General features: G+C 54.7%; 23 protein-coding genes. 4 read left to right on the top strand and 19 right to left on the bottom strand.

Features of this window, described 5'->3' with window-relative positions:
- The 18 genes from ACMTNU_RS04315 to ACMTNU_RS04230 form a co-directional block, all read right to left on the bottom strand.
- Positions 1-813, bottom strand: coding sequence for an outer membrane lipoprotein-sorting protein (locus ACMTNU_RS04315; protein WP_413933970.1), 813 nt, complete (start codon positions 811-813; stop codon positions 1-3).
- Positions 814-818: 5 nt separating this feature from the next.
- Positions 819-3,230, bottom strand: a complete 2,412-nt coding sequence (locus tag ACMTNU_RS04310; protein WP_413933969.1) for an efflux RND transporter permease subunit — start codon at positions 3,228-3,230, stop codon at positions 819-821.
- 219 nt (positions 3,231-3,449) lie between these two features.
- Positions 3,450-3,902, bottom strand: coding sequence for a MarR family winged helix-turn-helix transcriptional regulator (locus ACMTNU_RS04305; protein WP_413933968.1), 453 nt, complete (start codon positions 3,900-3,902; stop codon positions 3,450-3,452).
- 355 nt (positions 3,903-4,257) lie between these two features.
- Complete coding sequence (nhaD, locus tag ACMTNU_RS04300; protein WP_413933967.1) at positions 4,258-5,619, bottom strand: sodium:proton antiporter NhaD; 1,362 nt, start codon at positions 5,617-5,619, stop codon at positions 4,258-4,260.
- Between the two features lie 78 nt (positions 5,620-5,697).
- A complete protein-coding gene (locus ACMTNU_RS04295; protein WP_413933966.1) occupies positions 5,698-6,084 on the bottom strand; it encodes a hypothetical protein in 387 nt (128 codons plus the stop codon).
- A 222-nt stretch (positions 6,085-6,306) separates the two neighbouring features.
- On the bottom strand, positions 6,307-6,504 hold the full coding sequence (locus tag ACMTNU_RS04290) for a hypothetical protein (protein ID WP_413933965.1): 198 nt from the start codon (positions 6,502-6,504) through the stop codon (positions 6,307-6,309).
- A 303-nt stretch (positions 6,505-6,807) separates the two neighbouring features.
- A complete protein-coding gene (locus ACMTNU_RS04285; RefSeq protein ID WP_413933964.1) occupies positions 6,808-9,060 on the bottom strand; it encodes a bifunctional SulP family inorganic anion transporter/carbonic anhydrase in 2,253 nt (750 codons plus the stop codon).
- A gap of 109 nt (positions 9,061-9,169) precedes the next feature.
- On the bottom strand, positions 9,170-9,778 hold the full coding sequence (locus tag ACMTNU_RS04280) for a hypothetical protein (RefSeq protein ID WP_413933963.1): 609 nt from the start codon (positions 9,776-9,778) through the stop codon (positions 9,170-9,172).
- Positions 9,779-9,791: 13 nt separating this feature from the next.
- Positions 9,792-10,403 carry a hypothetical protein gene (locus ACMTNU_RS04275; RefSeq protein ID WP_413933962.1) on the bottom strand — a complete coding sequence of 204 codons (612 nt, stop codon included), beginning with the start codon at positions 10,401-10,403 and terminating at the stop codon, positions 9,792-9,794.
- Positions 10,404-10,610: 207 nt separating this feature from the next.
- Entirely contained in the window at positions 10,611-10,901 is a 291-nt protein-coding gene (locus ACMTNU_RS04270; protein WP_413933961.1) for a hypothetical protein, read from the bottom strand.
- Between the two features lie 544 nt (positions 10,902-11,445).
- On the bottom strand, positions 11,446-11,787 hold the full coding sequence (locus tag ACMTNU_RS04265) for a PepSY domain-containing protein (RefSeq protein ID WP_413933960.1): 342 nt from the start codon (positions 11,785-11,787) through the stop codon (positions 11,446-11,448).
- A 786-nt stretch (positions 11,788-12,573) separates the two neighbouring features.
- Positions 12,574-13,434, bottom strand: a complete 861-nt coding sequence (hflC, locus tag ACMTNU_RS04260; RefSeq protein WP_413933959.1) for a protease modulator HflC — start codon at positions 13,432-13,434, stop codon at positions 12,574-12,576.
- A complete protein-coding gene (hflK, locus tag ACMTNU_RS04255) occupies positions 13,431-14,567 on the bottom strand; it encodes an FtsH protease activity modulator HflK (RefSeq protein ID WP_413933958.1) in 1,137 nt (378 codons plus the stop codon). Before hflK ends, hflC begins: the two co-directional genes overlap by 4 nt.
- A 369-nt stretch (positions 14,568-14,936) precedes the next feature.
- Positions 14,937-15,449, bottom strand: coding sequence for a hypothetical protein (locus ACMTNU_RS04250; protein ID WP_413933957.1), 513 nt, complete (start codon positions 15,447-15,449; stop codon positions 14,937-14,939).
- Positions 15,450-15,531: 82 nt separating this feature from the next.
- On the bottom strand, positions 15,532-15,870 hold the full coding sequence (locus tag ACMTNU_RS04245; RefSeq protein ID WP_413933956.1) for a hypothetical protein: 339 nt from the start codon (positions 15,868-15,870) through the stop codon (positions 15,532-15,534).
- A gap of 614 nt (positions 15,871-16,484) precedes the next feature.
- Positions 16,485-16,832 carry a hypothetical protein gene (locus ACMTNU_RS04240; protein WP_413933955.1) on the bottom strand — a complete coding sequence of 116 codons (348 nt, stop codon included), beginning with the start codon at positions 16,830-16,832 and terminating at the stop codon, positions 16,485-16,487.
- A gap of 70 nt (positions 16,833-16,902) precedes the next feature.
- Complete coding sequence (locus ACMTNU_RS04235) at positions 16,903-17,655, bottom strand: hypothetical protein (protein ID WP_413933954.1); 753 nt, start codon at positions 17,653-17,655, stop codon at positions 16,903-16,905.
- A 15-nt stretch (positions 17,656-17,670) separates the two neighbouring features.
- On the bottom strand, positions 17,671-19,017 hold the full coding sequence (locus ACMTNU_RS04230; RefSeq protein ID WP_413933953.1) for a 2-dehydropantoate 2-reductase: 1,347 nt from the start codon (positions 19,015-19,017) through the stop codon (positions 17,671-17,673).
- Between the two features lie 90 nt (positions 19,018-19,107).
- Between ACMTNU_RS04230 and ACMTNU_RS04225 the strand changes: the two genes are divergently transcribed.
- Positions 19,108-19,842 carry an SIR2 family NAD-dependent protein deacylase gene (locus tag ACMTNU_RS04225; RefSeq protein WP_413933952.1) on the top strand — a complete coding sequence of 245 codons (735 nt, stop codon included), beginning with the start codon at positions 19,108-19,110 and terminating at the stop codon, positions 19,840-19,842.
- Here the strand turns inward: ACMTNU_RS04225 and ACMTNU_RS04220 are convergent.
- The gene (locus ACMTNU_RS04220) at positions 19,825-20,547 is read right to left on the bottom strand and encodes an HAD-IA family hydrolase (RefSeq protein WP_413933951.1); all 723 of its coding nucleotides are present in this window, start codon (positions 20,545-20,547) and stop codon (positions 19,825-19,827) included. The two genes, ACMTNU_RS04225 and ACMTNU_RS04220, sit on opposite strands and share 18 nt — an antisense overlap.
- Positions 20,548-20,693: 146 nt before the next feature.
- Between ACMTNU_RS04220 and ACMTNU_RS04215 the strand changes: the two genes are divergently transcribed.
- From ACMTNU_RS04215 to nadC, 3 genes are all read left to right on the top strand, one after another.
- Positions 20,694-21,839, top strand: coding sequence for a two-component system response regulator (locus tag ACMTNU_RS04215; protein ID WP_413933950.1), 1,146 nt, complete (start codon positions 20,694-20,696; stop codon positions 21,837-21,839).
- A 254-nt stretch (positions 21,840-22,093) separates the two neighbouring features.
- Positions 22,094-24,835, top strand: a complete 2,742-nt coding sequence (locus ACMTNU_RS04210) for a valine--tRNA ligase (protein ID WP_413933949.1) — start codon at positions 22,094-22,096, stop codon at positions 24,833-24,835.
- A gap of 3 nt (positions 24,836-24,838) precedes the next feature.
- Complete coding sequence (nadC, locus tag ACMTNU_RS04205) at positions 24,839-25,720, top strand: carboxylating nicotinate-nucleotide diphosphorylase (RefSeq protein ID WP_413933948.1); 882 nt, start codon at positions 24,839-24,841, stop codon at positions 25,718-25,720.
- The last annotated feature ends 3 nt before the right edge of the window (positions 25,721-25,723 follow it).

Raw genomic sequence — 25,723 nt, 5'->3', positions numbered from 1 at the left:
TTAATAGCCGCGTCGCAAGGCATCTTCTGTGAACATTTCATCCTTGACACTTTGCCCATAGGTCACATCTTTGAAGGTAAACACCGTCTTGTGGCCGGTCTTGTGGTTTTCAAGGGATAGTTGATGGGCGGTCCAGATGTCCTGGATCAATTTGATCTCCCTGATCTGGAGAGTCTTCAACGGATTACCCGCCACATCCCAGTACTTGGCTTGACGGACCATCCAGATCTCGGCATCAATCCAGGACTGCACCTTGCTGTAGCCCAATTCCTGCGCTGTTTTTTCATTCACGGGAATCTCTTCCACGAGAAAGCACCGATGCCCATCAATGGTCTCCTCGCCGAGCGTTTTCCACGAGTAATCCTCGATCCCAACCTTGGTTTCCTTGCGAATGTCTTCATACGTAAAGTCCGTGCCAAGGAAGTAGTCCCCGCGGTCAGAGGCGGAAATACGGCGAACTTTTCTGGCGGCGGGCAAGTACAACCATTGATCATCATCTCGATCGGCCTCCGGGTAATCGTAGGTCAAAAATGCCGTATCTTTAATATTCGAGGGACTCAAATAGAAGATGATCGTGCGTTTCTCTTTTCCAAAATACTTTCGGAGGCTCTTTGTTTCTCGGACTCGTTCGGTGCCGCCACGATCGGTCATGGCCATCGTAATGAAACGTGAGACGACCTCTCCTTCGTTACGCGCATTGATGCGTTGAGCAATTTCTTCCCCGGCAAGTAGAGATTCCGCTGCAACGTCGGATACGGCCAAAGGAATCAACAGAAAGAGCACCATAAACAGGTTCTGTATATGTGATCGCATAGCAATTACCTTCCTTCCTTCATGGTAGACACGGATAAGATCGGATTAAGTTGTACGGCCTGAGTTGCTTCCTGATCGGGTGTCTCAAACCCAAGAAAGCGTGGACGAAACACCGTCGCCAGTGCCGGCATCACCGTGATACTGGCGAGAAAGCTCACGGCCATGGCCAGAGCTACCAACGCCCCGAAACGGATCAGTGGCGGCACCGCACTGATCATGAGAGTGCCGAAACCCAGCGTCATAGCCAGGAAGTTGAAAAACAGCGCCCTCCCCGTAGACGGGAAAAAGTGCGCCATCCGTTCCTCAAAGGTGCCCGTACCGGATCGCATGAGCTCACGAATCCGCTGGGTCGTATGCTGGCCAAAATCGATCGCCAGCCCGGTCGCAATGGCCGCAAACATGGAGGTCCCCACAGCCAGCCAGATCCCACCAAACCCCATAATGCCGTACACGAGAAGGACCGAAGCAAACACCGGCACCAGCGTAAAAAGTCCGGCACCAAGTGAACGGAACAGCCAGGAGGCCATGAGCCAGCTGATGACTAAGGCGATACCTTCGCTGACGAAGTGTGTGGAGGCAATGGTCTCTAACCAATGATGGTTGACGTTCACACGCCCGCTCACATGCCCCACGATCTCATTGGTATTGAATTGTTCGAGGAGATACCGTTCAACCTGCTCAATCACTGTCCGGTTGTTCACGTAATGGGACGTGTTGATGCTGGCGCGAATGTTGGCCCGTCGATAGTCGTAGTCAATTTCCTGTTGGAAATCTGTCGGATCGGAGGAGGCGGAGTAGAGCAGGAAGAGTTGCGCCACAAGGTCCCGGTTATCGGGGATGCGATACGCCTCCTTGCGGTTTTCGTTAATCGACCGATTCATCTGCTTCACATAGTCAACCACCGACGTCGTCCCACCAACGCCAGGCAACGTTTCGACAAATCTCTGGAGAGCCTCGATGCGATGCAGTGCATCCGGATTGAACAAGCCCTCAGCGGTTGGGGTCTCCACCACAATATCGAGGTAATTGGTTCCGTCCATCACCTGGTTGATCACTGTGTCTGCGCGATAAATGGGTTCATCATGTTGAAAGTTTTCGATCGTCGCCTCCTCGATGACGAGCCGAAACGCACCGATCGTCCCCAATACGGCAACGATGAGTGTCACGCTGAGAATGAGCCTTGGTCGGCGAATCGCAAAGTTGCCCAATGCCGTCACGAGCTGACCATAGCGATCAATCGTCTGGTCGCCTTTGATCGCAGGGGAAGGCTTGAATGGCACCAGCATCAATGCAGCCGGAATAAAGACTAAGCCATAGGCCCAAGCCCCCATAATTCCGATGGACGCAAAGAGACCAAAATACTGCATCGGCGGCATTCCGCCGGACGCGTAAAGCGAAATGAACCCGACGACGGTGGTGAGAATGGTCATCGTCAGGGGCTTCCAGACGTCCGTCATGGTGCGAACAATCATTTCCTGATGAGTGAGATGCGGATGAGCGCGACCCACTTGATAATAGTGTGTGAGGAGATGGATCGGTTCCGCGACCGCCATTCCAATTAAAATGGAAAGAAGACCGTTGGTAATCACGTAGAATGGGACCCCGCCCGCTGCCATGGTCCCGAAAGCAGCCGCCGCCGTGCCGAGCACGACCAAATTCGGGAGCAGCATCCCGCGCACCGTCCGAAAGGCGATGAAGAGGACAATCGTGATGACGATCGCCACAACAGGATTGATTCGCTTCGCATCGTGGTCAATGTAATTAAAGAGATATCCGGAGACCGCCCCTTCGCCAGCTACATGGAGCTCGACCCCTGGCAGCTGAGGGGCCACTTGAACCAGGCTCATGAATGCCTGATACGTCGCCTCGTTCTTCATCTCGTCAAGAACTTCAGCCGTGACCAAGGTCGCCGTTTCATCACGTGCCACCAGGCTGCCCTGGTAGAGCGGGAAATCAGCGATCGCCGCACGAATCGTATCGGCCTGAATCTGCGTGGCAGGCGGCGGCTGGAAGAATTTCTTCACCTGCATGCCGTCAGCAGTGCCGACAATATTGTTCTCCGTGGCCAGGCTCATCACCCGATCAGGGTCAACGTTGGGAATGGTTTTGACCCGATCGGTCAGCCACTGCACCAATTGCAACGTCTCGGGGTTAAAGACGCCGGTGGCCCCGCGATTAATGATTGCGATCACAAAGGGATCTGATAAGCCAAAGACCTGTTTGACTTGATCTCGATAGACGCGGGCGGGGTTATCCTTCGCAATGAACGAATCAGCCGACGTATCCATGGTCAGCTGCGGGAGAAATGCAGCCAGGCCCACTATCACTATGACTCCCGCTAGAACAAGCGCCTTGGCGTGCCTAGTGACCCACCAGAAAAACTGCTCGGCTCTGCTACGATCTATCGTCTGATTCATTGCCTCCCCTCCCTTATAGTGTATATGCACGTGTTTTTCAAAAATAGTTGCCATTACTTGCTCACGAACCTCAATTCCATGACACGGTAATCTGGGAAATGAACCTTACCTATGCGTGAGATGCTTTAAGGATATGCGCGTCTCAAGTGTCAGTATAAGTTCAATTAGTGTAGCTGCACTATTCATGGCATTATGAACCACCCATCTACCGTGAATTTGTTAGATTGATTGTTTGCTTAACGATCGAATTGCAGACAATTCTTTCATCAGGATCTTGAAACGAGCATGTCCAAGATCCTGAACGACCGTCTGCTGTGCTTTCTTCCAATAGGGCAACGCCTTCATCAGCGCCTCTCGCCCCGCAGTGGTCAACTGAATCGACTTCGTACGCCCATCTTTACCAGGTCCGACTGCAATGAAACCACGAGTTTCTAGTACTCTCAAGTTCCTGGTTAAGGTCGTTCTGTCTACACCAAGGCGATCTGCCGTTTCTGTGATTGGCAACTCACCTGCTAGGTGCGCGACTGTTAACAAGGAAAATTGTGTTCCCTGTATCCCGGAAGGTTCAAGCACAGAGTCATAGAATCGCGTGATTGCACGTGCGGCTTTTCGCACGTTGAAACATGCGCAATCAACACATTCCCCAAATTCTTCTGAGCATTGCGACTTCATAAGAGTGTATGTACACTATTCAGCGACTTGTGTCAAGGGACATTTCGAATAGTACGAGTGATCGCGGGCCGGACCGTGCGGATGGGGATGCTCCTCTGGTGGTATCAGTCGGAACGATGGCGGCAAATTCAGGTCGTCAGATAATGGGCACGCAGGACCGAGTTGCCTTTCGCCAAGCGACCTTGCATGGTCCATCCTCTCTCGATCATTCTTATTCCTTCCTCCCAACACTCCGTTGATCGTCAAACTCCTGTGTGACGATCGAAAAGACCACGCCAGCATACGTGATAATCCCACGTGCATGCGCGAGTACCCTGTAACGAGGGAACCCATACGAACAGATAGATAATCTCTGTCAGGGAGTGAACAAATGGCTGTTCATCATCCAGTGAACGCCGATACTGGCCGCATATCCCAACGCGATCGCCCATGTCCATTTCAGGTGGGCAAAGAAGGTGTAGACACCTCGTGCTTGTCCCATCAGTGCCACGCCGGCAGCAGACCCGATCGAGAGAAGCGATCCTCCAACCCCTGCGGTCAACGTGACCAGAAGCCACTGGCCAAGGTTCATATCCGGATTCATGCTCAAGACGGCAAACATAATCGGGATGTTGTCTATCACGGCTGATAAGATTCCAACGAGGATATTGGCGGCCGTTGCACCTAGACCTTGGTACAGGAGGCTGGACAGAACCGTCAGATAGCCCAGCGCCCCAAGTCCGCCGACACAGAGCATGATGCCGTAAAAAAACATCAGCGTGTCCCATTCCACGCGTTTCATGCTGATGAAAATATTGAACGGTTTGACAGCTGGTTTCCAGAGCGCAGGCCTCTGCCCCGTCTGCTCGTCATCAGACATGGGAATGTCCGTCCATTCGACCAATTCCTTCCGCCGTATCCAATGCCCATAGGATTTGAGAACCCCCAGTCCGGTCATCATGCCGAGAAACGGAGGCATCTCCAGAAAATGATGCATCACCACCGTCCCCGCTATGGTGAGAAGAAACAACAGTACGATGAGGTAGCCGCCATGCTTCACTTCCACCGGTTCCAGGATGGCCGTCGGCTTGTCACGTCCAATTGTCATGGCCATGGCTATTGCCGGCACAAGCCAATTGGTGAGTGAGGGAACAAACAACGCCAGAAACTCTCCGAATTGGATCACGCCTTTTTGCCAGACCATCAGCGTCGTGATATCCCCGAACGGACTAAACGTGCCACCAGCATTGGCGGCCACGACCACATTGATGCACCCCAAGACAATGAAGCGGCTGTTACCTGCACCGATCGCCGTGACCACGGCCCCCATGACCAACGCCGTCGTGAGGTTATCAGCAACCGGCGAGATGGAAAACGCCAGGATGCCGGTGAGCCAAAATATACTGCGCAGTGATAAGCCCAATGAAATAAGCCGGGTCCGCAACGCCTCAAAGAGATTGCGCTCACTCATCGTATTGATGAAGGTCATGGCGGACAGGAGAAAGAGCATCAGCTCAGCATATTCAAGCAGGGTATGCCGCAGAATTTCTGCAGCGGCATGAGCTTGGTGTTGCGTGCCGTATGCCAGCGCCGTGACGATCCAGATTCCCCCCGCTGCCACCAGAACCGGTTTTGATTTACGTAGATGAATCGACTCTTCGACGATCACCAACAGATACGCGGCGACAAACAGGGTGAGCGCCACATAGCCTGTCCAATGGGTAACAAAACTCGTCATCTAGTCCCTCTCAATGTATTGAAGCTTGCAGCGTTGCCCTGCTTAGGCTCTTCCTGTCATTTGGTAGCTTCCTCGGATCTAACGAAGGCACCGAACGTAATTGATGTGGATTTCGTAGGCCGGCCACCGAGCCAGTACGACATCCTTACCATGCGCCTTCACGATCCGAGCCATCCAGAGCCGCTCAACGGCTGTCAGTTTCGGAATGATCTTCGATAAGGCCAGAGGCGGCTCGACCGTGAGCGGTTGAGAATCGTCAGGCTCACTGATTGTCTCATGTTCACGATTTGCATCGTCAAAATCCTGTAGCATGTCTCGCGCACGTTCGTGGCCCCGCATCTTCACAATTTCCGCAGAGACCTTCTTCTGAAAGTCCTCTGCTTCACGGAATGCGCACGCACCAAGAAACGGAGATGTCTGTCCGCTGGGGCATGATATCTCATTGGAATAATTCATCTTCGACATGTTGTTCCTCTACTCTCGACGATGATCTATTTCGCTCCATGCAAGCGACTGGTTTGGCTCGCTGCACGAGGGTGACCATTCATGATCGTCCAATGCCTAAGGCTTGCGGGCAACAGGCGTTCGATCAAGACCGCTGAGGCACACAACGTGATCTATGCTCAATGTCGAGCACAGAGGATTCAGTTGAGCGCCTAAACAAACCTACCGGTGTACGAACGAAGGCTACCCTAGAGGAGGGCGGAAGATGGCGGTTGAAACGATGGGAAGATAAACAAGTTGCTGAAACTCGACAGAAAAAGCACTACGGGTGAGCGCACCAGGCTCCAAAATGACCGGAAGAATCGAGAAGTCTTCAGAAAGCGACTCGATCGGCGAATCCGACGCAAGCAAGGCAAGCAACGTCACTGGTACGCCGAGCATTTGAAAGACCACGCAGAGACACAGGAATGAGACTAGACACGCTATAGCCCATCCTTGCATGGGAAGGAGTACTCCCTCCGGTCTCATTCGCTTCATGCCTGCAAGCTACAGGTTAGCAGGATTAAGAGTCAAGTGACGGAGTTCAGAAACCCTTTCTAGAAAGTAGCTTGCTGACGGCAACTTATTCGCAACCAGAACCTATGTACAGTACAGTCGTCGTTTCAAACGCATGCACTGGATCCTGAGGGAGCGACAGACCCATTTTCAGCAGATCCAGGTCATTCGCTGTAGAACAAGGGGCTGTCACGGGTTCTCCTGTATCCCCATTTTCCCCAGTCCATCCTCGACCACAAACTCAATATCCCCCGTGGGGATGTCATACATCGCACCAACGATCGCAATACGTCGTTCTCGAACCAGGGTATCGAGGGTCCAACTCTGCTGACGGACGGCTTTGACGACACGCAAGACATTTTCCCGAGCGACAGCATCCGCAATCGTTCCAAGGTCAGAGGGGGATAATTCCAGGGCTCTCGAGCCGGCGACTCCCGTTGCAGCCCGCTGAATCTCGCTGACGATCGCATCCAGATGCTGGCATCCTGTCGCGTCGGCAACCCTCAGGTGTGAGCCGAGGAGTTTCACAGCAGCAGAGACCGCCCCGCATCTGGTATGGCCTATCACGATCATGAGTTTCGCACCCGCCACCGCACACCCGTATTCTGCACTCGCCAAGACCTCTCGACTTGTGATGTTGCCCGCCACACGGATACTAAAAATGTCGCCCATGCCGAGGTCGAAGATCAATTCCACAGGGGTACGGGAATCGATGCAACTGAGTGCGACCGCCAACGGATATTGGGCCGCTGCCGTAGCCTGAACCTGGCGACTAAAGTCGCGAGTCAGGCGCCGACCGGTGCGGGCCCGCTCGTGGCCGTCCTTCAGAATCTGCAGGACCTGCTGCGGAGTGATGGCCTGCTGGAGTTCACGAGTCGAATAATCCACATAGTGAATCTGGTCCTCAACGTGATACTCACTCCGAAACCCGACGAGACTCACCTCGACCCCGTGAGCCGGTCCTGTCTGATCCTTAAAGTCTCGAACCAAGTCCAGCACATCCGGATCGATATAGTCCGTGCTTCGCGCATCCAAGAGTACACGACCATTCCTAGGTACGTCATTCAACGCTTTGGCGAGAGCGGCACGATTCAGGAAGCTGACCTGATTCGCAAGCTCAATATGGACGACATCTCCACCAAGATGCTTCTCGACCAACCGATGTACTGGACGACGCATGTTGCTATGAAGAATAAACCCAATGGCCACGATCAACCCAATCACGATGCCGATCAAAAGATCAGTGAACACGATAGCCGTCACGGTTGCCGCGAAGGGAATAAACTGGTATCGGCCCTCGCTCCATATTTGCTTGATGAGAGCGGGACTGGCCAGTTTGATACCGGCCATCAACAAAATGGCCGCGAGACAGGATAACGGAATAGTATTCAACCAGGTCGGAATGAGTGGAACACTGACAAGAAGCAGGATGCCGTGGATGATGGCAGCCAGCTTTGTTTGGCCGCCCGCATTCACATTCACCGAACTCCGGATGATCACAGAGGTGATCGGGAGTCCACCGATCAATCCACACGTCACGTTCCCGATGCCTTGCGCGAACAACTCTTGGTTCGGCGGTGAGGTACGTTGTTGCCGATCAATCCGATCGACAGCTTTGAGATTCAGTAAGGTCTCAAGTGAAGACACAATAGCCAGCGTCATCCCCGCGGTATAGACTGCCGGATTCATCCATTGCGAGAAGTCTGGCCGGGCAAGCAGTCCGAACAACTCAGCAAGGTCGCCCGCCACCGGCACCTGCACCAGATGGCTCGGCTTGATCACCCACGGGTCGCCGAGGTGTTCGAACCACAATCCTCCCCCAATACCGAACAACACCACGGCAACAGGAGCGGGGAAGAGAGACGTCTTCAACGCCTTCCAATTGTCCCAGAGGACGAGCAGTGCCACGGACAGCAGACCCACAACGGCGGCCCCCAGTTGATAATCTCCGAACATGCGGAAGAGTTCGGAAAACGTCGTTTCGAGATCCGGCTGGGAGAAGGACAGGTCTCCTTCCGGGTCGGCGTCATGCCCGACAAGGTGGGGAATCTGTTTAAAGATGATGATCACGCCGATCGCAGCCAGCAACCCTTTGATCACGCTCGAGGGGAAGAATTCAGAAATGAACCCTCCTTTGGAAAGGCCGAGAGCGATTTGAATCATCCCGGCAAGGATCACGGCCATCAGAAAGGCAGAGAAAGAACCGAGCGAGAGAATTTGTGCAGCCACAACGGCCGACAACCCGGCAGCCGGGCCGCTCACACTGGTGTGCGATCCGCTGAACATTCCGACCACAAGACCGCCAACAATCCCGGCTAATAAGCCCGAGACCAACGGAGCGCCGGAAGCCAGCGCGATCCCCAGGCAGAGGGGTAGTGCCACAAAGAACACCACAAGACCTGACTTCGCATCAGCTAGGACAGTCGAAACCATGCTACTCATCCGCGATTCCTGATCCTAATCATCCCCGGAGTAAGCCGTGCCATACGACAATCGCCATCGCCAGGCAGAATACTTCTGACTGGCGATGGAGGAACGGCCTCTTGGATACCTAGAACCGGCCAGCACCTCGGGTAGGAAACTGTTTTCTGACCACGCTCTTCACAGATGTTTCAAGCGGAGCCACCTGCGTGGGACAGCCCTGTGCGCCGTATGTCTCGCCCATATCCTCGGCATCGATCCCCTTTTCATGACTGACCTGCCGAGCCATCCATCCCGTAAAGAATCCTGTTTGCATCTCAAGATCCAGAGTGCCCAGTGCCGTACATTCTCGTGGTCGAATCGTAAACGTGGTCGGCAGCACGGTGTGCCAAATACCTCGTGTGCCTGCCAAACTGATGTCGGTGACGCGATAGGAACCGACTGGTAGGTGCACGGCGAACGGGCCATCGACTGGGAGGTGGCCGATCATCAAACGAGTCCCGGTCGCCTCGTCTTCAACCCACCATTTCATCTCTTTCGGCCAGCTCAGCCCTTCAGATGGGGACTTTCCATCTCGGGTGAGGTGAATCTTCCCCAATAACAGTCCGTGATCTTCATCTGGGATCGCAATCTGCGATGGTGAAAGCGGAACCCTCAGGCTCGCACATCCCATGGCCATACTGCCAATCAGGAGGGCGACTCCCAGGACGAACCCATGATACAGCGTAGTCTTGTTCATGACGGGTTTCCTTTCATTGCTGCGCCTCGGATCGATCGAGTCTGACCGGTTGCTTCACCGAGTCTCTAATCGTAGCCCTGGAGATCGAACACTTGTTTCCTCCAATCAGTTGATCATGATTCGCGCGACTGAATTCTTCCTCATGAAGCACATGCCGAGAAATCCACCCTGTCACAAACCCCACCTGTATCTGGAACATCGAGGTTCCTAGCGAGGTACATTCCCATGGCCGTATCTCAAAGGCCGTTGGAAGCACCCCGTGCCAGGTCCCTTCAGAACTACGGAACCGCATGGTTGTGACACGGTAGGACCCAACCGGAAGTTTCACCGAAAAGGAGCCATCGATAGGAACCTGGACCGTCAGAGATCGTTTGCCATGTGTGACCTCTTCAATCTGCCATTCCATCTCCTTCGAGTGATTGAAATCGTGGACATGTCCTTGCCCATTTCGACTGAAACTCATGGCCACGTGGTTTGTTCCGAGCAGCACACCGTGAAAGTGATCTGCCTGCACTCTCTCGAAAACTGAGCGTGGAAGGACAACGGCAGGAGAACCAACTGACACACCAGTGATCAAGACAAACAAGGCCATGAGAAAAACAGATCGATACACTGAACGTTTCATGGCACCATCCATCTCTGTATCTGCACAAGCATTTCCCCGCATTCAATGAACGATTGACGGCATACCAACATTCGGTTAGTAGCTGTCGTTCTTCAGGGTCGCTGATCGTATTTTCCACACGACGGATTGAACGCTGCATGAAGGCTATGAAACCCGCGCTTCACGCAGAATGTCTCGACGTTGTCGCGTTGAGTGAAAGAGAAGCGGTTAACTGGCAGGGGGATGGAATACAGAGGTAGCCAAGATTGGCAACCGGAGCACGGAATCAGACTCAGTGACTAACGTCAGAAGTCTCGGTCGCTCCGACTCAAGTGACGGAGATACGGTCGTATGATCTTCCGAGACAGGCTCCACCTTCACGAGCGCATCGGAATTCAACAGGTCTATGAGCGTGGCCGGCATTCCCAGCATCTGTACGACCACACAGATGCAGAGTAACAAGACAAAACCTACCACCGCTGTGACGCCGGATGGAAAGCATGATGTCATTCGGTTCATCAGGCTCATAAACTCAATCTAACATCCGAGCGACATGTTGTCACGTACGCGCCTGTGACCATTGTCGTGACCAGTAGTGCTCACCCAATGATACTCCCAATACCCATCGCAATCTATGAAAGGTCTGCTCCTCGCCTATCAACTATCTGGTGAATCCCCCAATAAGCGATTGATGGTCAAACCCCGCACCAAGATTGAAAACACCCCAACGGTATAGATGATGGCGACAAGATTGTTACGAGAGGGACTCGTGGGAGGGAAAGGGCCAGCGCGACGGATATTCCGCCGCGCTGGCCACCCCAGGTCAGGATCGTCACCGTGCGGGCAGTAAACTCCCGGACAAAGCTGAACAGCCTGACCTGGAGCACGATGCTCAGCCACCGCATTGCTCTTGGTCGATTTCTCAACAGGGAATAGCTCGAACCATCTTTCTCCCACTCGTCAATCGGTAATCCATTCTCCCCATTGCGGCTCCATCAGGAAATGACGGTTCAATGGCGATGAAACGGGGTGGCTGATGATCGTGGACCAATGCTCCATGTCCTCAATGCCGCCGATGAATCCGTCTCGACTTCACCTTTTCTTCTTCCACATCAATGATGGTCCCGATCTGGGCATCAATGTGCACCTCCATCACCTGTTTCTCCGGCGTAACAACCTCGACTTCCCAGATCAGCCGGTCGTGCTTCTGCTCTAACTTGGCTTCGACCACGGCACCTGATACTTTCTCAGACGCAGTCATGATTGCCTCAACGATCGACACTTTCGCTGAGGCTGCCTTCTCGAATTTATTCGGCTCCGCCGACACGCGGTCGAGCATGGCCATCGTTCCGACTGCCAGGACAAACGCGGCCAGAGTGACTTTTCCGGACAATTCTTTCCACATGACTTCCTCTGTACGCTAGCCGTAGAGTTGAGCTATTGTCGCCATTTTGTTGGATTGCGGCGTACTCGCAACGCTTCTCGGGTCCTCTCAATATAGTCGCGTCGCATGGCATCAAGCTCATTCGGGCGACTCCTCACGAGGTAGCCACAGCCAGAGTCAGGGCCGATGTATACCGAACCCAGCCACGGCGCACGGATAAACACAAAGTTGCCAATCTCCAGTTCAAAGTACTTCGTTTTGAAAAGCATGCGCCTCCACTGCTTTGCGAAACCCGATATCGGCAGGATATTCCGAACTCCCAGAAACGTTCACGCCCTATCGAGACATCAAACTGGTAGATGCCACGTGTGAACGTTTCAGGAAACCGCGTACCGACAATTGATTAGGGTATGAACGAAATCTACGCTTGGGGAGGATGAAAGACTGAAGTCATGAAGAACGGAAAATGACGCGAGGATTGACCCTCCACAGTGAACCGAGACCGATTCGGAGTACCGGGTTCTGGCATGCTCGGAGGAATCGAAAAGTCCTCGGAGAGCGATTCAACCGGCGCATCTGACGTCAGCAGATCAAGCAAGGTGACTGGTACCCCCAGCATTTGGAAGACTACGCAAAGACAGACGAGGAGGATCAGAATGACCTCACCTGTGCACGAAGGAAACAAACGAATCGTACTTTCCCCAATGTGACTCATCAGACGCAATATACTCTGACGCTGCCTCGATGAGCAACCGAATAGAAATCGTTCCCGTGAAATCAGACAATATAGAACCGTGCTGCGGAACGCTAACGCTGCTTCAAGTACCGGAAGAACTCAGAGTCTGGGCTCATGACCAGCGTGGAGCCGTCCTTGAACGCGCTCTTGTAGGCTTCCATTGAGCGGGTGAACTCGAAGAACTTCAGGTCCTGGCGGTAGGCGTCCGCGTAGATGCGAAACGCCTTCGCGTCGCCGCCTCCCCGAAGCTCCTCCGACTCTTTATAGGCTTGGGCGAGGATAATCTCTCGGTCTTTCTCCGCTTCCGATCGAATCTTCTGCGCTTCTTCTGCGCCTTCCGCGCGATATTGTTTCGCCTGGCGCTCCCGTTCTGCCTGCATCCGTGCAAAGACAGCTTTCTCGTTCTGTTCCGGCAAGTCGGCCCGCTTGATCCGCACATCCTGAATCTCGATGCCGTACCCCGCGGCTTTTTCCTTTGCGCGTTCGGTGACGACCCGCATGATATCCGCTCTCGTGCTCGACACGATCTCGAGGAGCTCATGCCGGCCTAATTCCACGCGGAGTTCGGAATAGATGATATCGTGCAGGCGTTGGAGCGCGCCGCGCTGGCTCTGGAAGTTTTGATACACCTTGAGCGGGTCGACGATGCGCCATTTTGCAAAGTTATCCAACAAGAGGGTCTTCTTGTCCGAGGTAATGACGTCCTGGGCGTTCGAATCATAATCCAACAGCCGCTTGTCGAAGTAGGTGACCTCTTGGACGAAGGGGACCTTCATGTAGAGGCCCGGTTCGGTGATGTTCCGAACGGGTTTCCCCAGCTGGACCACGATCGCGGTCTGGATGACGTCCACGACGAAGAGCGGCGAAGCCCCGAGGACAAACAACGCGAGAATCGCGGCCACGACGGTCAGCACCAACCCCTGCTTGGTCATGGCCGAGCTCCTCTCGATTTCAGTGTGGGCGAGGGTTCTGGCCGGGATTCTTCACTCTCCAGCTGCGAGCTGGCCTTTGCCCCACTGGCTGCGGTCAGCTTCGAGCGGCGATCCAACGGGAGATACGGGAGCAGGCGCTCGCCCCCTTTCCCATCGATGATGATCTTCTCCATATTGGGGAGGATTTCCTCCATCGTTTCGATATAAATCCGTTTGCTGATGACATCCTTTGATTGGTTGTACTCTTTGAGGGTCGCCAGAAAGCGATTGGCCTCACCCTGCGCGCGATTGAGGCGAGCCTGGGCAAACCCCTTGGCGCGGTTGACGAGCTCCGCCGCTTCTCCCTTGGCCCTCGGGATGATGTCGTTGCGATACCCTTGCGCCTGGTTGATGAGCTTTTCCCGATCCTCCTTGGCGTTGGTCACGTCTTTGAACGCGGCGGCGACCGCTTCCGGCGGATCGACGTCTTGCAATTGCACGGCGGCAATCTGCACTCCGGAGTGGTACTGATCCAGGATCGTCTGTAACAGCGTCATCGTGTCTTGCTGAATCACCGCTTTGCCGGTGGTCAAGGCTTCGTCGATCTTGCTCTTCCCGACCACTTCCCGCATGGAGGCTTCTGCCGCCTTGCCGATGGTCTCATGGATATCCGCGACGTTGAACAGAAACTCTCCGGCTTCTTTGATCTTGTACTGCACGATAAACTCGATTGCCAGGATGTTCATATCGCCGGTCAACATCAGGGCTTCTTGCGGCACCATTTGCTGGCGGCCCTGCTGACTGGTACGGAAGCCGACCTCGACACGAAACAGCTTGGCAACCTTGGGCTGAAGAACGGTTTCAGCGAAGGGGATTTTGAAGTGGGGCCCTGGCTCGACGGTGCGAACCGGCACCCCAAATCGTTTGACGACCCCTTCCTCGTCCGGGGCGACGATAAACACCGATTGCCAAATGAAGAAAATCAGCAAGGCCGTGATGACCACATTGAGCAGTCCCCCGGTAGGTAGACCGCTCTTCCACCCTCCGAACTGCTCAGCAGTGAAGAGCTCCTTCATCTTCGACCGGACTTGCTTGAGAGCCTCCTCAAGCGGGTCTTTATTCCTGCTCCATGGATCGTTGGGGTCCCAGACCATGACATCTTCTCCCATGAGAAAGACTTAGAACATTTCGAATCTAGCCGATCATCCTTTTCGTCATTCCCGAATAAACCTGGTCATGATTCTTCACCGTGATCGAGAAACTCATTGTAACAGCCACGGTGCCAAACAAGGCAGACAGTGTCTTTAGGAGTCCAACCCTTCCTGACCTCCATCACAACATGATCAGAATCAGGATTTGCAGGAAGTCCGCACCCTGTGCAAAGTATGTCAGAAAGACTTTCTAATGGCGTTGCGTGACCATTGCTACTCATTATGTCCTCCGCTTCAGTCTATTCAGAACCCCAATAGTTTACGGCTCTGCCTCTCCAGGCACGGGCATATCTCGTCAGCATTCCAGAACCTTCATGTTCCCCGCTCGTTCGAGACAGAAGACTTATGTCGAAACAGCGATTGGCCGGCGTGACTCACCGACTCCTCATGATCGATTCCTTGCTCCGGCAAGCCTGAGAGCCACGTAATAGGGACTAGAGTTGAATGACGATCAAGGAGCGATGGGATCACGTGGTGCTTCAGAATAGCGATTACCTGCCGAATAAGCTGCACCGTCAAGACATCATCCTTTTCAATAGCATTGGCCGCTCTATGCAATAAGATGGATGCCTGCTTGAGCGAGAGGCTGGGCGTTTCCATTGACTCAGTTCGATTGTGCTTCTTGGTGCTATTCGGAGTCGGCAGACCTTGCAGTGCAGGAGCAGCGTCATCCTGCATGGCGAGAACGACGACAGACACGCCAGAGTTTGTACTGCCCTCACCATCGGTCACAGATTCTGCCTGTAAGAAGAACCATGTGCTTGCAAGAAACAGCGCGAGCATGAGATCTCGGTTATTTCTCAACCTATTCACGACAGAGGTCATTGATAAGCCTCCCTTTGCTAAGTACTCAGATCATTGCTCTGGATGTCATCACACGCAGAGCCATGTTTTCTCACACGCACCATCACCGGTTCATCAGCAAGGACGAATCGGCATTTTTGCATGGATTATTTTCCGCCGAATTGAGACGGTCCCTCTCGTCGGAACCCGACAACTGCGGGTCTAATTTTTTGCGATCATTCTCCAACTTCTGGACTGCCGTACAGTCTGATGGTTGAGTGTGTCCGACAGCTTCTTCAATTTTGAAATCGAGCAACGTCTCCGCTATTCCGGCCTTTTCAGGCTGGATGACCGTACGCTCGTTTGGAGCAAACTCGTACACGGCCCACACACCCGGTCCATTGAGAAATCCGCTCAACACCATCAACAAGACCCTACCGGTAAAAACACTTGTCCTTTTCATGGTTCTTCTAGCTCCTTACATCATGGCCGGACCCCCCTGAGATCAGAGTCCCACATCGATCCTCGCACCACACGCAATGCGTGAGGCGCTGATGCTCACGTGTGAAGGTCTCAGAGATGCAGACCCACAGCTTCGATATGCTATGAAAAATGGAAGACTAGACCTGGGGAGGGTGAAAGACCGATGTTGAGAAGATTGAAATGTGAAACGACGGTTCGAACGCTACATGGAAGCTAAACCGGCTGGGTGTTCCTGGTTTCGGTGTGATTGGAGGAATAGAGAAGTCTTCAGAGAGTGATTCCGCCGGTGTGTCCGACGTAAATAAATCAATCAGCGTCACTGGAGCTCCAAGCATTTGTGACACGACACAGATACAGACAAAGAGGATGAGAACCACGGAGATTCTTTCCTTAGGCAATGAAGAAGAGTCACCTCTGTCAATCCATAACATGGACATAAAGGTCACTATACTCCAGGAGAAACTTGCGGGCAAGTCGAGTTTGGCTCAACACCGACCAAATCAATTCTGAGGAGCCCATAGTCTTCCCTGCAGCTATGAGAAATAGTGGCGGTAATCAACACGCCTGCCCCGATGATGCGAATCAAAGAGAAATTCAGGTCCCTCGCCGATCCGACCAGGCGAAGGCTGCCCCAAAGCAGGTGCCGGCCACTGCAGCTTGGATGAAGGTATCGTCAGCCGGAACAGCAATAGCCCACCACACGATGGCTGCCAGCAACCCTGAGACCCCGCCAAGAGCAATCTTCCCTCCGGCAAGCTTCAGCCAATCTGTACAGGTCACCCAAGCGGTCATATACACCACACCAGCCGCAATGGAGGCCCAGAGATATATGAGATCACGTTTAACAAACCACACTTGGACTGCGCCGGCGAGACCTCCGAGAATGAGGCCCGTGACGGCTCGTTTGATGAAGATCGAATAGTGAAACGTTGGCTCAGACAATTCATCCTCCCCTCTGCAGCCAGTCCCAACCACCCGACAGCGAGCGTTCGAGTGGAGACCGCATCCCAAATCAATACAACCAGACCTGTCCGCCGGAGCGAAGGACGACACCAGACTGCGGTGTCACCTGTTCGATCCCAAAGATCAAGCGACGTTCCGGACGCATCAGGTATAACCGAGCCGACTCCAGCATCGCTCGAGTCCTCTGCGATTCTAGAACCCGTTCTCCCAGAATCTCCTGCCAAGCCGTGCGCCAGTATGACGGCCGCACATGGATGGGATCGAATCCATACCAAACAGGATCAAGTTGGGAAAACTTCGCCCCATAAACCGAGGACAACTTCACCAACCCTTCGTGCACACCTTCGGCTCGGTCGATGACTTGGCTGAGCGTAAGTCGACAAGACGGCACGAGCATCGAACGGAATGCAAGAAATTTGATCTGTGAGAGCCGGTAGACCGCAGCAAGCGGCAATCCCGTCAGCACGATATCCTGTGTCACACGAGCCAGACGACGAAGCGCCTCTTCAGCCCAGCCCAACGTTCGCTCAACCGAGAAGCCGTAGAGAATATCATTCCCAACATCAGTGACAAGTGCCCTGGTCACCATCGGAGGACGCTGCTCCAACTCCGACCAGAGTCCAGACTTGAGGATGCTGGGCAACGTGCGAAAAAGAAATCGGCTCGGTGCTCCGTACGATCGCCCATGACCATGCGCCGCAAGTATTTCAACCTCCGGTCCCCATACTGATCGAGCCGTTGAGACAATCGTCTGGAATCCACGGGTGAGGTTACTGGCGCCAAGCGCCACGATGCGCGCCATCTTCCCTCATCCGAGTCATGAAGTCGGCGGACACGTCGTTTGCCTCGTGTCTCTCCCGGGCCCCTTCGTGATCTCAATCCGCGCAACTCCTTTGACATTGGCGCACAGATCTCCCAATCCCGGAGTGACCAGCCGGAAGGGCCCGCCTTTTGTATCGGGTAAGGCAGCTCCATTCAGTTCGTAAACAAGCACGCCATGCTCTCGCGCCTGCTGCAAGGTGAGACAAGCCGAGTAGCGTCCGTCCGATGCATCGAAGACCACATGATCCGCGTCGATCGCCAGTGCCGGAACATCTAGAAGCCCCTTCAACCGAATCCCCAGCCCCTGTATGCCGGGCATGACGGTGGACACATCGAGCTGATGCTCTGCGGGCAGCGCCGCAAGGGCGGCACGATCGAAGGAGACCGGTTGGACGACAGCCCCCTCGATCCGAACTCGACCGGCGCCGGCCGGTTCTTTTTCCGTCATGGTCTTGATCATGGCCGTCAGGGCTTCATTGACTGGAGTGGGAATCCCAAGCTCCCGCCCCTTCTGAACGATGAAGCCGTTCAGATAGTCGATCTCGGTTCGTCGCCCCGCCTTCCAATCGTCATACATCGACGTATGAATATCGCGGATTTCCTGCGTTGCTTTCACGACTCGTTCCGGCATATCCAGTGGTAACGGGACCTTCATCGCCGCTGAGATTGCCGCAACTTCACCGACGATCTGCCTGATCACGCCCGTCATTTCCGGATGGTCCAGTGCCCTGGCTACATGGTCATCGATGAGCACGGTAATCGGGTTGAAGACACAGTTCCAACACATCTTCTCCCATTTACTCCGTCGAATATCTTTGGATAGGTGACAGGGAATATTCGCCGACGCAAACACATCTCGAATCTTGAGCAGACGGTCACTCTCATAGCCCATGAACTCACCGATCGCGACCGCGCCTTTCTTGTAGTGATCGATCACGCCCGGCTCAGCAATTTTCGAATAGATGTAGGCCACACCACCGACGACACAATCACGTTGGAGTCTTGCCAAGAGCCGGTCTTCCGTATCAATCCCGTTCTGTAGCGTGAGAATCACCGTCTGATCCGTGAGCACCGGCTCGATCTGCGTCAACACTTCATCGAGATCATAGGCTTTCACAGCAAGCATGATGAGATCCGGACGAGGAAGCTCTCGTACATCTGCAGCGGCCTGTGGCCTGACCGTAAAGGTTCCGTCGGCACTGCGGATCGTTAATCCGTTCCGTTTCACAGCTGCTAGCGTCTTGGGCCGCAATAAGAACGACACGTCCGGATTTGTTTTGGCCAATCGTGCCCCGAAAAATCCACCGACCGATCCAGCACCGACCATCAAGATCTGTTTCATGCCTACATCCTCTGGTTGCGAAAAAAACGGAACGTACTATAGCATGCGGGCATGCGGTGACGCAGCCGCTCCGAGGAGACCTGACAGCGTATGGCGCCTAGTTCCGATCTGAGACTTGTGAGACAACGTCTCGCCGCCGCCCGGAACATCACGGTATTGACTGGTGCAGGGATTTCGGCCGACAGTGGTGTGCCGACGTTTCGCGGCGCGGATGGTTTGTGGCGTCAGCACCGGGCGGAAGATCTTGCCACACCGGACGCATTTGCGCGCGACCCGAAACTTGTGTGGGAGTGGTACAACTGGCGGCGCGAGCTGATCGCGACGAAACAGCCGAATGCGGCCCACCGGGCGATTGTCGAATTGGAACGTCGCGCTCCGGCCTTCTGGCTGGCGACACAAAACGTCGATGGATTACATCGAGACGCCGGTTCGCAGAAGCTCTCGGAGATTCACGGCAATATCTGGAAAGTCCGTTGCACCGGCTGCCAGGCGGTGAGCGAAAACCGTGACGTCCCGATTTCCATCTTGCCGTTTTGCCCTCATTGCGGGGCTCTGCTCCGTCCGCATATCGTCTGGTTCGGAGAGTCCCTCTTCGCTGCGGACCTTCAGCAATGCTCCACAGTCCTGAAAAGCTGCGACCTTCTGCTCGTCATCGGCACATCCGGTGTCGTCTATCCAGCCGCCGGTTTCGCCTCTGTCGCAAAAGAAGCCGGTGCATACGTCGTTGAAATCAATCTGGATCCCACACCGCAGTCCTCGTTGGTCGATGTCTCGCTGCAAGGTCGTGCCAAAGACCTGGTCCCACTCCTACTCGATCCGACCTAGCAGGGGGAACAGCTCATCTAGACTCTTGATACGTAGAACATCGCCCTGTTGTTCTTTCCCCTCGCGGTCTATCAAGGCGACGTGCAGTCCGGCCTTCCTTCCACCCTCCACATCCTCTCGCAGACTGTCACCGACATGCAGCGCCTCTTCCGGATCCACGGCATGCTTTTCTAAGGCACTCTGAAAAATCTGTGGGGCCGGTTTCGCCGCTTGGGCCACACTTGAGATCGTAATGGTATCGAAGGCCTCCGCGATGCCGAGTCCCCGCAACACACCAAAGAGCCGGGAGTCAAAATTGGAGATAATCCCCAACTCCAATCCCTGGGCCTTCAGCCGAGTCAACGTCGAGACCGTTTCAGGAAATAACCGCCAGGATCCATGATCCTCAAAGACTCGAAACACATGATCGAAAAACTCGTCGAACCGCTCAAACATGCCGACACGATAAAAGACGTTGTGCACGATATCGAACCACCAGAGTCGTTCACTCTGCTTGAGCCGTACCGGGTCCACCGTAGCAAATATCGGTGGCGGAGCTTCGCGGAACGCTCGGCTAAACGCTTGCGTGATCGCTACCAACGAATCCGGCTTTTGTAAGAATCCGAACTCGATCGCATGCCGGAGATAGATCTCACCGACCGACCCACGCACATGAAAAAGGGTATCGGCTGCATCAAAAAATACGACCCGTATCGAAGAACTCATCGAGATAACTCCCATGCGTCCAAGACATCAATGGAATCAAACGCCGAACGACATCATTAACTCATTCATCTATTTACTGGTTTTCTTGACAAAGCATACCCCCCTTGTTAGCTTCGAAGAAACCCCAAAACGATGGAGCGCATTCCATGGCATCGCCGATTTTTGTGGTAGATAGCAGCCCCGCCGTCAGACGACTGGTCGAACAAATCTCCGCTCCGGAAGGCTTTGAGGTTCGTGGGTTTCAAGATGGCCCAGCTGCGCTTGAAGCCGCTCGACGAAATGCACCGTCCCTGATCATCGCCGACTACCAGTTGGACAACATGACCTTTTCCGGGTTTTGTAAGGAGATCAGCAAACTGGACGCGCTCGCCGAAACCGCTCTCATCTCCTTGGTCAATCCGGCTGATCACCCCGACGAGAACCATCTCCGCACATTGGGTGTCAAAGCGTTCCTCAAGAAACCGTTCCAAACAGAAGAGCTCCTTACCGTACTCAAGGCGCTTCAAGAAAAACAGATGAGTTCCGGAAATAGCACGGGCCTGAAACGGCGCGTCTGGCCACCAACCTCGACCGGGGCCGAATCCGATGATGACACTACTGCCCCTATGTCCGTTCTCACCGGTTTGGAGGAGCCTATGAACCAGCCTGTCAGCGCCGCCGCTACCGTACTGACTCCACCGATCACCCCATCGGCTACCGATGATGTCCTGAGGAGCCTCGTTGACCAACTCATACAGGCCATGACCACACGGAGCGAGCAGAGTCTGGCTGCGTCAGTACCGAAAGTCCTGAATGAACAATGGGGAGCACAGGTACGGCCGCTCGTTCAGAAGGAGCTACAGGTCCAATTGGGAAGCATTCTGTCTCAGGAATATCTCACGACGATTATTCAACCGCTTCTCGCTGAAGCCTTGCCGGCGCTGATCAGGAAAGAACTTGCGACCAGCGAACCGATCGTTCGACAAGCCCTATCGGATCTCTTCAAACTTCCGCTCGCAGCGCCTCTCGCGCAGTTGGTTCGAGAACAGATGCAATCCGTCGTTCATCAGGACTTACCCGCCGTCGTGCGGGAACAGGTAGGAACGATCAATCAGCAGGTGACCGATGCGGTTCACCAGGAAGCGGTGAAGCAAACGCCTCTCGTGGTTGAAACCGCGGTCAAAGCCTCGGTTGGCCTTGCCGTTGAACAGGCTGTTCAGCGCATCGTCCCTGATGTCGCGGAACAGCAGATCAAAGCGGAAATCAAACGACTGATCGAGACAGAAGAAACGTCGCGCTCCGCAAAACTCTAGCTTTTCTTCCCCTTCTTTCCTCGTCGAGCCTTCGCCAAGGCTTTTACCCGCTTGACATTCTTCCGATGCTTCTTACGCGTCTTCCGATCCTTTTCACGACCTCGTGCCATGGTCCTCCCTACAATAAAGTGGTGATCACTTGGGTGCGCGACTGTATAGCATATGCCACCCCTGGCTACAAGCTGAGACTCACACCATGTTCTCCGCCGCACAGACATGCTAAGATGCCGCCCGCACACTTGGACTGAACACCTATGGCTGCATCTCAGCTCGAAAAAACCTACGACCCGAATGCCGTTGAAAGACGATGGTCGCAGGAATGGCTCACGCGCCGCTATTTCCACACCTCGCCGGAGCAGTCGGGTCAGCCCTATTGCATTGTCATCCCCCCGCCGAATGTCACGGGATCGCTCCATGTCGGTCACGCCCTGAACCATTCCCTGCAAGACATCTTGATCCGCTGGCGCCGCATGCAGGGACGGAACACACTGTGGCTCCCAGGAACCGACCATGCCGGGATCGCCACACAGAACGTCGTCGAGAAACAGCTGATGGCCGAGGGACTTTCCAGAGAAACGCTCGGACGCGAGCAGTTCATCGAGCGCGTCTGGCAGTGGAAAGCGACGTCGGGCAATACCATCGTCAACCAACAGAAGCAGCTCGGTGAATCCTGCGACTGGGACCGCCTCCGGTTTACGATGGACGAAGGATTATCCAAGGCTGTACTCGAAGTATTCGTCCGGCTCCACGAAGACGGCCTGATCTATCGCGGCGAGCGATTGATCAATTGGTGTCCCCGCTGCCTCACCGCATTATCGGATATTGAAGTCGAACACGAGGACACAAAGGGGAAGCTGTATTCCATCGATTACCCGCTGGCGGAGAATCCAACCATTCGTCTCACCGTCGCTACAACCAGACCCGAAACGCTGCTCGGCGATACCGCCGTCGCGGTCCATCCGGATGATGAGCGGTTCAAGCATCTCATCGGCAAACAAGTCCGCCTCCCCCTTACGAATCGAACGATCCCCATCGTGGGAGATGGGCTCCTCGTCGATCGTGAATTCGGAACCGGGGCCGTCAAGATCACCCCGGCGCACGACTTCAACGACTATGAGGCAGGAGAACGGCATGCGCTCCCGCGACTCGCGATCCTCGACCATCACGCGCTGCTCGATGCGGCCGGCATGCACCCAGCCGGCGTGGATCCCGCCGTCATTGACCAATTGCAGGGCCTGCCCGTCTCAAAAGCCAGGCCTAAAGTTGAGGCACTGCTGAAAGAACGTGGACATCTGATCAAGGTCGAAGATCATAAAATGGCCGTGGGAAAGTGTTACCGGTGCAAGACTGTGGTCGAGCCCTCTCTGTCTCCGCAGTGGTTCGTCAAGATCAAACCGTTGGCTGAACCGGCCATCACAGCGGTCGAAGAAGGGTGTATCCGCATCATTCCGGAGGGCTGGACCAATAATTATCTCGGCTGGATGCGTGACATTAAGGACTGGTGCATCTCCCGTCAAATCTGGTGGGGCCACCAAATTCCAGCCTGGTATTGTTTGTCGTGCAACGTCAAACAGGTAATCAGAACTGAGAGCCGAACAGCGGTCTTGTCGGGAGCCTCGCCCATCGTCTCCAGGACTACACCGGCGACGTGCCCGTCGTGCGGCGGGACTGATCTCTATCGAGACCCCGATGTTCTTGATACGTGGTTTTCTTCCGCACTCTGGCCGTTTTCAACCTTGGGATGGCCCGATCACACACAGGAACTCAAGACCTATTACCCCACAGCGACGCTGGTCACCGGTCTCGACATCTTGTTCTTCTGGGTCGCGCGCATGATTATGATGGGACTCAAATTCATGGGAGAGGTCCCCTTTAAAGACGTCTACATCCATGCACTCGTCCGCGACGCCGAAGGCAAGAAAATGAGCAAGTCGAAGGGAAACGTCATCGATCCACTTCATGTCATGAATGAGTTCGGTACCGACGCACTCCGATTTACGTTGGCCTCGATGGCCTCGCCGGGCCGTGACGTGAAATTGGCGGAAGAGCGGATTGAGGGGTATCGCAATTTCGCCAATAAAATTTGGAATGTCGCGCGATTTGCGTTGATGTATCTTGACGGACCACGCGTCGCCCTTCCGCCGGCGCAACGAACGTTCCCCGACCGATGGATTCTGAGCCGACTTGCCCATACGATCCGAGTCGTCACGACGGAGTTGGAGTCCTACCGATTTGACCGGGCCGCAACGGCACTCTATCAATTCTTCTGGCACGAGTACTGTGACTGGTATGTGGAATTGATCAAGCCGGTCCTCCAAAGTCCCGAGCACCCGGATGGTGCCGGCACACGCCACACGCTCGTGGAGACGCTGGAAACCACCATGCGATTACTCCACCCCTTCATGCCGTTCCTCACGGAAGAGATTTGGCAAACGCTCCCCCATCAGGGTGAGAGTATTGTCGTGCAGACCTATCCGGTTGTCGACCAGGTATGGGGCTCGCCTGAGACTGAACAGAACTTTTTCTTGTTGGAACAGACCGTGGGACTTGCCAGGACCGCCCGAGTTCTCTTGAATTATCCGCCGGGGCAGCAGATCACGTTTCATGCCGGGCACGACGACCCGAGCAGGCAACACCAGCTCAGCCAGTTGCAACCGCATATCACCCATCTGAGTCGTGGTCGCGTCGACATCGGTCGGCCGCATGATTGGCCGACGACCAGATTGCTACGACTCATCACAGAGGGCCTCTCGGTAGGCATTCCCGTCGCGGAAGACGTTGATCTCCAGAAAGCCATCGAGCGTTTGGACAAACAAATCGCGGAAACGGACAAGGAGTTGCAACGCATCGACGGAAAGCTGAAAAACGCGGAGTTCACCTCGAAAGCACCGCCCGACGTGATTGCCGAGCATCACGATCGGCTGCAGACCCTCTCACGTGATCGAGCCTTACTGGCCGATAGCCAACAGCAGCTCCGCACGATGCTCGGAACCTGACCGATGGTCACCCTTCCTGCCGCAGAAATCCGACGAGCCGTGCGCCAGGGGCTCGATGAAGATCTTGCCCAGGGAGACGCCACCACCGCTGCGCTCTTTGCGACTCCGGTACCGGCTCGAGCCACGATCATCGCTCAACAGCCTTTGGTCGTTGCCGGAATGGCCGCAGCGGTTCAGACCTTTCTCATGGTCGATCCTGCCCTACGACTCACCCTCTCCAAGCGAGACGGTGAGCGAGCGAAGAACGGAGAGCTGCTGCTTCAGATCGAAGGAGACGGACGGTCCATCTTACAAGCCGAACGGGTTGCCCTGAACTTTCTTCAACATCTCTCGGGGATTGCCACCGCGACACAGCAATTCTGTCGAGCCGTGCGGGGGTACTCAGTCAGTATCCTGGACACCAGGAAAACACTTCCCGGCTGGCGCAGGCTTCAGAAATGGGCCGTGGCGCTCGGTGGCGGAACCAATCACCGGTACTCCCTGAGCGACGGCATTCTGATCAAGGATAACCACCTCGCCCTTCTTCGACGGCATCGACGGCCGGTGGAAGAGGCCTGTCGACTCGCAGAGCGCCGTCGATCGTCTACACTCCCGATCGTTGTCGAGGTGGAGTCCCTTTCCGAGGTTCGGCAAGCGTTGGCGAGAAAACCCGACGTAATTTTACTGGACAACATGACGCCGGACATGGTCCGACGCGCCGTGGCGCTCATTCACAAGCGGGCCCTGGTGGAAGTATCGGGGGGGATCACGCTGAACAATGTCCGCGCCATGGCAGCGGCCGGTGCTGATCGAATTTCCATCGGAGCCTTGACCCATTCTGCTCCGGCTGCCACGGTCAGCCTCGTCATGACGTCGACTGTACGTGCACGACGCCGGCATCGCTGACCC

This window comes from Nitrospira sp. BLG_1, from assembly GCF_047338595.1.
In the GTDB taxonomy this organism is placed as follows: Bacteria; Nitrospirota; Nitrospiria; order Nitrospirales; family Nitrospiraceae; genus Nitrospira_D.
Note: the sequence above shows the minus strand (reverse complement) of the source record. Positions and strands in the feature narration are given on the sequence as shown.